Source organism: Pelagihabitans pacificus (assembly GCF_009371985.2).
In the GTDB taxonomy this organism is placed as follows: domain Bacteria; phylum Bacteroidota; class Bacteroidia; order Flavobacteriales; family Flavobacteriaceae; genus Pelagihabitans; species Pelagihabitans pacificus.
In genome coordinates this window covers 202857-210795 of sequence record NZ_VIKU02000006.1, presented here as the reverse complement: position 1 = coordinate 210795, position 7939 = coordinate 202857, and the positions used below count along the sequence as shown (strand labels likewise).

General features: G+C 45.7%; 7 protein-coding genes and 1 rRNA gene. 7 read left to right on the top strand and 1 reads right to left on the bottom strand.

What is annotated here, in order from left to right:
* From rrf to trhA, 4 genes are all read left to right on the top strand, one after another.
* A 5S ribosomal RNA gene (gene rrf, locus FK220_RS20330) occupies positions 1-74 on the top strand; the annotation flags it as partial.
* 102 nt (positions 75-176) lie between these two features.
* On the top strand, positions 177-314 hold the full coding sequence (locus FK220_RS17920) for a hypothetical protein (RefSeq protein ID WP_166204980.1): 138 nt from the start codon (positions 177-179) through the stop codon (positions 312-314).
* A gap of 442 nt (positions 315-756) precedes the next feature.
* Positions 757-2094 carry an amidohydrolase family protein gene (locus FK220_RS17915; RefSeq protein WP_152575729.1) on the top strand — a complete coding sequence of 446 codons (1338 nt, stop codon included), beginning with the start codon at positions 757-759 and terminating at the stop codon, positions 2092-2094.
* Positions 2075-2737 (top strand): PAQR family membrane homeostasis protein TrhA, encoded by a 663-nt coding sequence (gene trhA / locus FK220_RS17910; RefSeq protein ID WP_238719097.1) that lies wholly within the window; start codon positions 2075-2077, stop codon positions 2735-2737. Before FK220_RS17915 ends, trhA begins: the two co-directional genes overlap by 20 nt.
* Before the next feature lie 2 nt (positions 2738-2739).
* On the opposite strand, the gene FK220_RS17905 is transcribed toward trhA, so the two are convergent.
* Complete coding sequence (locus FK220_RS17905) at positions 2740-3657, bottom strand: ThuA domain-containing protein (protein ID WP_152575728.1); 918 nt, start codon at positions 3655-3657, stop codon at positions 2740-2742.
* A gap of 101 nt (positions 3658-3758) precedes the next feature.
* On the opposite strand from FK220_RS17905, the gene FK220_RS17900 reads away from it, so the two are divergent.
* Genes FK220_RS17900 through FK220_RS17890 form a run of 3 tightly spaced genes read left to right on the top strand, consistent with a single transcriptional unit; the run spans position 3759 to position 7853 of the window.
* Positions 3759-5057, top strand: coding sequence for a DUF6807 domain-containing protein (locus FK220_RS17900; protein WP_238719096.1), 1299 nt, complete (start codon positions 3759-3761; stop codon positions 5055-5057).
* Between the two features lie 11 nt (positions 5058-5068).
* The gene (locus FK220_RS17895; RefSeq protein ID WP_152575727.1) at positions 5069-6445 is read left to right on the top strand and encodes a Gfo/Idh/MocA family protein; all 1377 of its coding nucleotides are present in this window, start codon (positions 5069-5071) and stop codon (positions 6443-6445) included.
* A 28-nt stretch (positions 6446-6473) separates the two neighbouring features.
* Positions 6474-7853 (top strand): putative oxidoreductase C-terminal domain-containing protein, encoded by a 1380-nt coding sequence (locus FK220_RS17890; protein ID WP_152575726.1) that lies wholly within the window; start codon positions 6474-6476, stop codon positions 7851-7853.
* The last annotated feature ends 86 nt before the right edge of the window (positions 7854-7939 follow it).

The following is a 7939-nucleotide window of genomic DNA, read 5'->3' as shown; positions in this document are numbered from 1 at the left end:
CCGAACAGGGAAGTTAAGCCCGTTAGCGCCGATGGTACTGCTATACCAAGTGGGAGAGTAGGTCGCCGCCTTACCTCGAAAAGCCCCGCATCGAAAGATGCGGGGCTTTTTTTATGCAAGAGGGCCCGGAGGAGACGAAGGGCTCGACTGGTCTGGGCCGTATAGCGCCGCCTATCATGGGTAATAACCAGGGTGAAGAGTACATCTTCCAAAACACTGGTGGGAATGCATTGGTCGGTCGAAAAAGAAGGGTCGGCTACATAGGTGTCGGAGCCTTTATCTACATCCGTAGCATTTCAAATCCCAGTAGCTAGAACCACGACAAACTTTTCGAATACTTCGGTAATAATTAGAATACGTTCCAAACAAGTAATCGGAGTATCCACGAAAATATTATTGCTTCAGGGCACTTCTATTTCAATGGGTATAAAGACTCATTTTCATCGGCGCGCAATACTTCGTTTACCACTGATCTTGGAGGTTCGGAAGGAGGTATCGATTTCGATGAAATCTTCGCAGCCCATGAGGCAATAAAAAGTGGGGAACAAAAAGACAATCGTTGTTGTTTGAGGCATACGGTATCCAGGCAGGAATATAATTCCCTTTAAACCATTTTTCAACAATAAAATTTAGATAAAGTTCAGGTTACGACATGAGTCATACGTAAATTATAAAATATGTCTCCGCCGCTTCAAAGATTTGAATGTTTTTAAGGCATTGCACCATTTTTCGGTATATTTAGCAAATCCATTTTGTATGCGAAAAAGAATTTCAACGCTAATGGCCCTCTTGACGGCGGTTTTTGCCTTTTCCCAGGAAAGCGACATGAAAGCGCTGGTCGGAGGCACCTTGATCGATGGTTTCGGTTCTGAACCCATAAAGAACAGTGTTATCATTATTGAAGGGGAAAAAATCAAAACTGTTGGTACGGTCGACACCACGCCCATTCCCGAAAACGCCGAAGTCATCTCAACAGAGGGCATGTCGATACTTCCAGGCCTGTGGGACATGCATGTGCATACGATGATCAACGGGCATGCGGACTATACCTATTGGGATAAGACCTATCCTCCCCTCTTCAAAGATGTGATAATGCCGGCCTCGGCCCATCAATTATTAATGGCAGGAGTCACCAGTGCCCGTGATTTGGGAGGACCTTTGGAAGAGAGTATTGCTGTACGTGACGCTATCAACAATGGCGAGATACCGGGGGCTACCCTATACGTATCAGGCCCGTTTATCCAACATGAACCGTATCCTGGCACGGAAGATTTTCGATGGGGCGTCAACGGTGCAGAGGATGCGAGAAAGAAAATTCGAAAGTTGGCCAAGGCCGGGGTCGATGTCGTAAAACTGATCGATCAGGACCAAATGACCATGGAAGAGGTCAAGGCGGTGGTCGATGAGGCCCATAAGAATGGTTTAAAAGTGGTTGCCCATGGTCACCGGCCAGACGAAATTCGGAGAGGTTTGATAGCAGGTGCGGATTGCTTTGAACATACCGGCCTTTCTTCCGCGCCGAGATATCCGGATGACGTGATGGAAATGATCAGGGAGCGAACGGCGGATATGAGCCAAGGACCTTTATTTTGGTGTCCGACAGTCGAAGGACTGTACAACTATGAATACATTCGGGATAATCCTGAAAAACTGGATAACGATTCGTGGCACAGAGGACTACCGGATAGTGTAATTACTGATATCAAAAAAAGCATTGCACACCCGGATAGATTGCCCTATTTTCAACTAACGCCTTCCCGTAAACCTACGTTGGAAACTAAAATCAATCAACTGTTAGACGCTGGGGTGGTCCTAATGATAGGTACCGATAGCGGCATACCAATGAAGTTCCACAGTCAATCTACCTGGAACGAACTCGACGTCTGGGTCAATGAATTTGGTATCGACCCTATGTACGCTATTCGTGGGGCGACCTACTGGCCGGCACTTTGGATGGGGGTGGCCGATGAAGTTGGTACCATTACGCCCGGCAAATATGCCGATATCATTGCAGTTGATGGGGATGTTCTTCGCTATATTAGTCTTCTTCAGAAGGTAGACATGGTCATTAAACATGGCAAACGGTACAAATAATACAAAAGGGTACATGGGGGAATCGGGCAGTCGGCTCGAAGAGCGTTTAAATGCTTATTCGCATGGTCTCGGGGTACTGTTAGGTTTTATTGGTTTGTTTTTCCTACTCCAAAAAAGCACCGATAAAACTCCCTATGCTACGCTTAGTATCTTGATTTATAGTCTTTGCCTTATAGCACTCTTTACGGCATCGATGGTATACCATGCGGTGTCAAAGGCTCACCTAAGAAAGATCTACCAGATTATCGACCATATTGGCATTTATCTCCTAATCGCCGGTACCTATACTCCTGTGGCTCTAATAAGTTTGGAAAGTGGTAACGGATGGACGCTCTTCTATACCGTGTGGGCTATTGCGGCTTTTGGGGCCGTACTCAAGCTTTTTTTTACCGGGAAATACGAGTTGGTGTCCCTTTTACTATATGTGGTCATGGGGTGGTTGATCATATTGGATTTTTCGAACCTAAGGGAAGCGACCACCGATTTGGGCATTAATCTGTTGTTTGGTGGTGGTGCCTTTTACACCTTGGGAATTCTGTTTTATGCGAACAGGAAGATACCGTATAACCACTTTATTTGGCATTTATTTGTACTAGGGGGAGCCGTTTGCCATTGGCTCTTCATTTATTTGGATGTAGTTTAATTTCATTTCTCAATGGGCGAATCGTCGCAATCGATCGTGCCTACCACATACTGCAGACCATCCGACAAATAGCGCAGTAACTTTGGATTTTCATAACTCTGTGCGTTGTGGGAAGGGGAGGAATAAAAAATCCGTCCTTTACCATATTTCTTGATCCAAGAGATGTATTTGACCGTATCGGTTACCGATTCCTTCTTACCTTCAAGCTGATTGGCTTCCATATAGAGAAGGGGCCTGAAGTTGTAATCGAAATATGCGTTGTCAAAGAAATAAGGCTCATCGACATGTTCAAAACCCTCACCGTCAAACGCCTCGACCAGCCTGTGTTCCGAATCGACCAATTTGACTTCGATTTTTTGCTGTTTGGGATGGTAATCAAAGCTACCGCCTACCATTTTTCCAAAGGCCTCCGATGTATTCTGCATTACGATAGCCCCGTGTAAAAGCACTAGTCCACCTCCCGTTCGTACATAGTCCAAGAGGTTCGCCTCTAGCTGTGCTGCCCTGTCCCAGGCCTGCTCATCTGTTAAGGAGCCATCATTCTTTAGGACATCCCAAAAAAGATTTCGTCGATCGTGAATTGAACAGTTGTTGTTCAAAATCAAGGCATCATACCTTGCAAGGTTTTCCTTCTTAAAGGCGACAATATCCTTTGACGTGGTCACTTTAAAATCCCCTGATTTTTCCGCCAGTATTTTCATGACCGCTTCGGTATGCGGTAGGGTCCAGTGCTCGTAGCCGGTATGTAGTGAGAAAATAAGAACCTTCTTCTTTTCCCGATCGCTAATCTCTGTTCCTGTTGGCACCATAGCGGAGATTTTCGAAATCCACGAATCGGCCAGTTCAAAGGGCTCCAAGTCCTGGGAATAGGAGGTATTGGTAGTTGGGAACAACAAAATGGCTACAAAGACTTTTTTCATTGAAAACAGTTCAAACCGCGCATCACAAGTGTAAAACTGAAATTGAAAATAACACGGGTAGTTAGTAAAAGGATTTGTAAATTAACACATATTAGTGAATCATGTGTAAAAAGGTAAAGGACTTTCACTGTATGTCTATCCACAAATCAAATACAATTTTTTGTGTTTTCCTCATTATTGCCATGGTGCTACAGGGTTGTCATTCGGAAAATGAGAACAGTATTGCTCTTCGACTCGATTCCAATCTTACGATTAATACTCCGGTAGTGTTGAATATCGCTGAAAACCTGAAAAATGATATAGTACTGCTAAAAACCGCAAATGGAATTACCGAAGAAGTGCCTTTCCAAATACAAGGGAATCGGCTTTGGTTTATAACGGATGCCGGTCAGGAAGGCACGGAACGGTCAGCCTATACTATTAGAAAAGGGGTGCGGTCCGAGCCACCCTACGATCTATCACAAACCGATACCGACGGAAATCTTCAAATTACCTCCAATGAAAGACCCGTATTAACCTATCGCTATGGGATGACATATCCCCCGATGGGTATCGATACCATTTTCCGAAAGTCCGGGTTTATTCACCCCCTATGTACCCCCGGTGGTGATACACTTAGCCGTATTCAGCCTCCGGACCATTACCATCATTATGGTCTTTGGGGTCCATGGACCCGTACTAAGATTGAGGATCGGTCCGTCGATTTTTGGAATTTGGGAGAGAGTCAGGGAACCGTGCTGTTCAAAAATTTTACCTCCAAAACATCCGGACCCGTATTTTCGGAATTCCAAGCGCACCAAGAGCATTTCGATTTGACCGCAAAACAAGGGAAACAGGTGGCCATCAATGAATATCTGTCGGTTAGGGTATGGAATTTAAGGGAAAGTAAGAATCGTTATTTAATCGATTACGTTTCTACCTTTAGTTCTCCTTTGCCCTCAGGGATACTGTTCGAGGCGTACCGCTATGGCGGCGGCTTAGGGATGCGTTTTACGGAGCGATGGCATAAAGACAATTGTACGGTACTTACCTCGGAAGGAAAAGATAGGCAAGCCGCCGACGGTACCAGTGCCCGTTGGTGTATGGTTACCGGAAGGGCGGCGAATGGGAAGGGTCGAAACGGCATCTTGTTTCTTAGCCATCCCGAAAACCGCTCACATCCCGAACCGATGCGGGTCTGGCCTGTCGATGGTAATAATGGTCGTGGGGATCTATTTTTTGAATTTTGCCCTATTCGCCATAATCCTTGGCATATCGAGCCTCAAAAAGAGTATCGACTCAAATACAGGCTGCTGGTGTTCGAAGGCGAGCTTAATGTCGACGAAGCAGAGGCTTACTGGCAGTCGTTTGCGGCGCAACCATGGGCCAAAATCGTTATGAAAGAAGCTCCTAACCAATAACCCATTTAAAAATGAAAAGAAGAAAGTTTATCAAAGATACATCCATTAGTGCTGCCGGCGCAGTCGCTTTCCCGTCCATCGTACCTTCACATGTACTTGGAAAAAATGCTCCAAGCAACAAAATCAACATAGGACAGATTGGTTGTGGACGTATCGCAAGGGTGCACGATATCCCCGATACCATCCGTTTTGAGGATACTCGTTTTGTTGGGGTCTGTGACGTAGATTCGAAGAGAGCAGCCGATGCAAAAATATTGGTTGATGGTTTTTACAAAGAAAAAACCGGAAAGGCCAACTACATGGATACCAAAACCTATGGTGACTATAGGGAAATGCTGTTAAAAACAGAAATTGACGCTGTAATCATCAGTACTCCAGACCATTGGCATGCACAACCGGCCATGGAAGCGGCCCTTGCAGGGAAAGATATCTATTTGCAAAAACCCACTTCCTTGACCATCAGTGAAGGGCAACAGTTAAGGGATGTCGTTCAAAAAACAGGTGTTGTTTTACAGGTAGGTACCCAACAGCGGGCCATGCCCCAGTTTCGAATCGCGGCGGAGTTGGTACGAAATGGCAGAATTGGAAAAATCCATACCGTGAAAATAGGGCTTCCCGGAGACCCTACGGGCCCTGAGGCGACGGAAATGCCAGTACCTTCCAATCTCAACTTTGATAGGTGGTTGGGTTCTACTCCCCAAGTTCCCTATACCGAAATCGGGGTGCATCCCCAGAATGATTATGGCCGCCCCGGGTGGTTAAGGTTACGCAGTTATGGGGCCGGTATGATTACGGGTTGGGGCCAACACCACTACGATTCGGCCGCTTGGGGTATGGATACCGAGCTCACCGGACCTATCAGTGTAGAAGCCTTGGCGGAGTTTCCAAAATCCGGGCTTTGGGATGTACATGGCGACTTCTTTGTTAAACACGAGTATGAAAACGGAACAACCGTGTATACCAGTGGTGGCTATCCCAATGGAATCCGATACGAAGGAACCGACGGTTGGATTTTTGTTTCAAGAGGCGCCTATCAGGCTTCGGCGTCGGACCCGGTTGACAAAGAAAAAAGCAACGACGCCCTAAATGCATCCGACCCCAAAATTCTTGAGTCCGTCATCGAACCCGAAGAAATTCACTTACAAAAAATCGATGACCAACACGGTAATTGGTTGGAATGTATCAAAACCCGGAAGCAACCTATTTCCCCAATACACAAGGGGCATAAGGCCTGTACAATCTGTCTGATAAGTGATATTGCCATGCAATTTGACAGAAAACTCATCTGGGACAACGATACTGAATCGTTCATCGACGACGACCAGGCAAATACCCTGCTGAACCGCGAACAGCGGAAGCCCTTCGGTACCAACTACGTGAAGTTGTAATCCCTTATAAGTTTTAAGCAATGATTGTATGAATTATAAAGCGTTTTGTTTGGTATTGCTTGTGGTATCCGGCTGCCGATCGGGTGCCAGAGAACAAAAAACTTCGGAGGATACAGGTTCCCAAAAGATACGATTCGTATCGTTGGACCCCGGCCATTTTCATGCAGCCCTCATCCATAAAACTATGTATGGGTCGGTGGATTCTACTTTCCAAGTGTATGCCCCCGAAGGACCCGAGCTTACCGAATTTCTAAAAAGGGTTGAGGCCTATAATAATCGGGAAGAGGTTCCTACAAGGTGGAACATCGAGCCAGTGGTCTGTGAAGATTATTTACAGAGAATGTTGACCGAAAAACGGGGAAACGTAATGGTTGTAGCTGGGAAGAACTCCAAAAAAATAGACTACGTCCTAGAGGCTGTTAAAGCGGGTATGCATGTCTATGCCGACAAGCCCTTGGTAATTGATCCGGATGGTTTTGAAAAGTTGAAGAAAGCATTCCAAATAGCCGAGACCAACGGGGTACTACTATATGATATGATGACCGAGCGCTTTGAGGCAACAACCATGATGCAAAAGCTGTTTTCGGAGTTGCCGGAAGTTTTTGGTGAACTGGTCGATGGTACCATGGAAGAACCTGCAATTAGCAAAGAAAGCGTCCATCATTTTTTTAAAGATGTTTCGGGTCGGCCTTTGGTACGCCCCCCTTGGTTTTTCGATGTAAACCAGGAAGGGGAGGGTACGGTCGATGTGACCACGCATTTGGTAGATTTGGTGCAGTGGGAAGCCTTCCCCGATCAGATCATCGACACGGCACAAATTCAAATGTTGTCCGCCAAAAGATGGCCGACAAAAATGACGCAGTGGGAATTCCAAAAGGTGACCGGACTTGAAAAGTTCCCTGATTTTCTAAGGAAGGATATCACGAACGACGATCTCTATGTGTATTGCAATAGCGAGCTGAACTACCGGATTAACGGAAAACACGCCAAAGTATCGGTTAAATGGAATTATAAGGCGCCCCAAGGTGCAGGAGATACACACTATAGTATCATGCGGGGTACCAAAAGCAATTTAATCATCAAACAGGGACCCGAGGAACACTATCGGCCTACCTTATATATCGAATCCAAAACGGATTCGAACTTTCCACTACAACTCGCTAATGCCCTTGAAAATGACATTGCCATTCAGTTTCCAGGAAGCTCTTTCGAGAAAATGGCAGAAGGGTTATGGAAAATCAATATTCCCGTCAGGTTCAGATTAGGGCATGAAGCACACTTTGCCAAAGTGACTGGCAATTATTTAGGCTATTTGAAAGAAGGAGCGCTTCCCTCTTGGGAAGTACCCAATATGATCGCCAAATACTATACGACCATAGAGGCCTACAAAATGGTCCGTAATCATTGATTTGGAACCAATAGTTGTCCCAAATTTGGATGGAACCCACGTGAGTTATCTCAAAAGCCTTATTTTTAGCGATACTTGCAATGTTG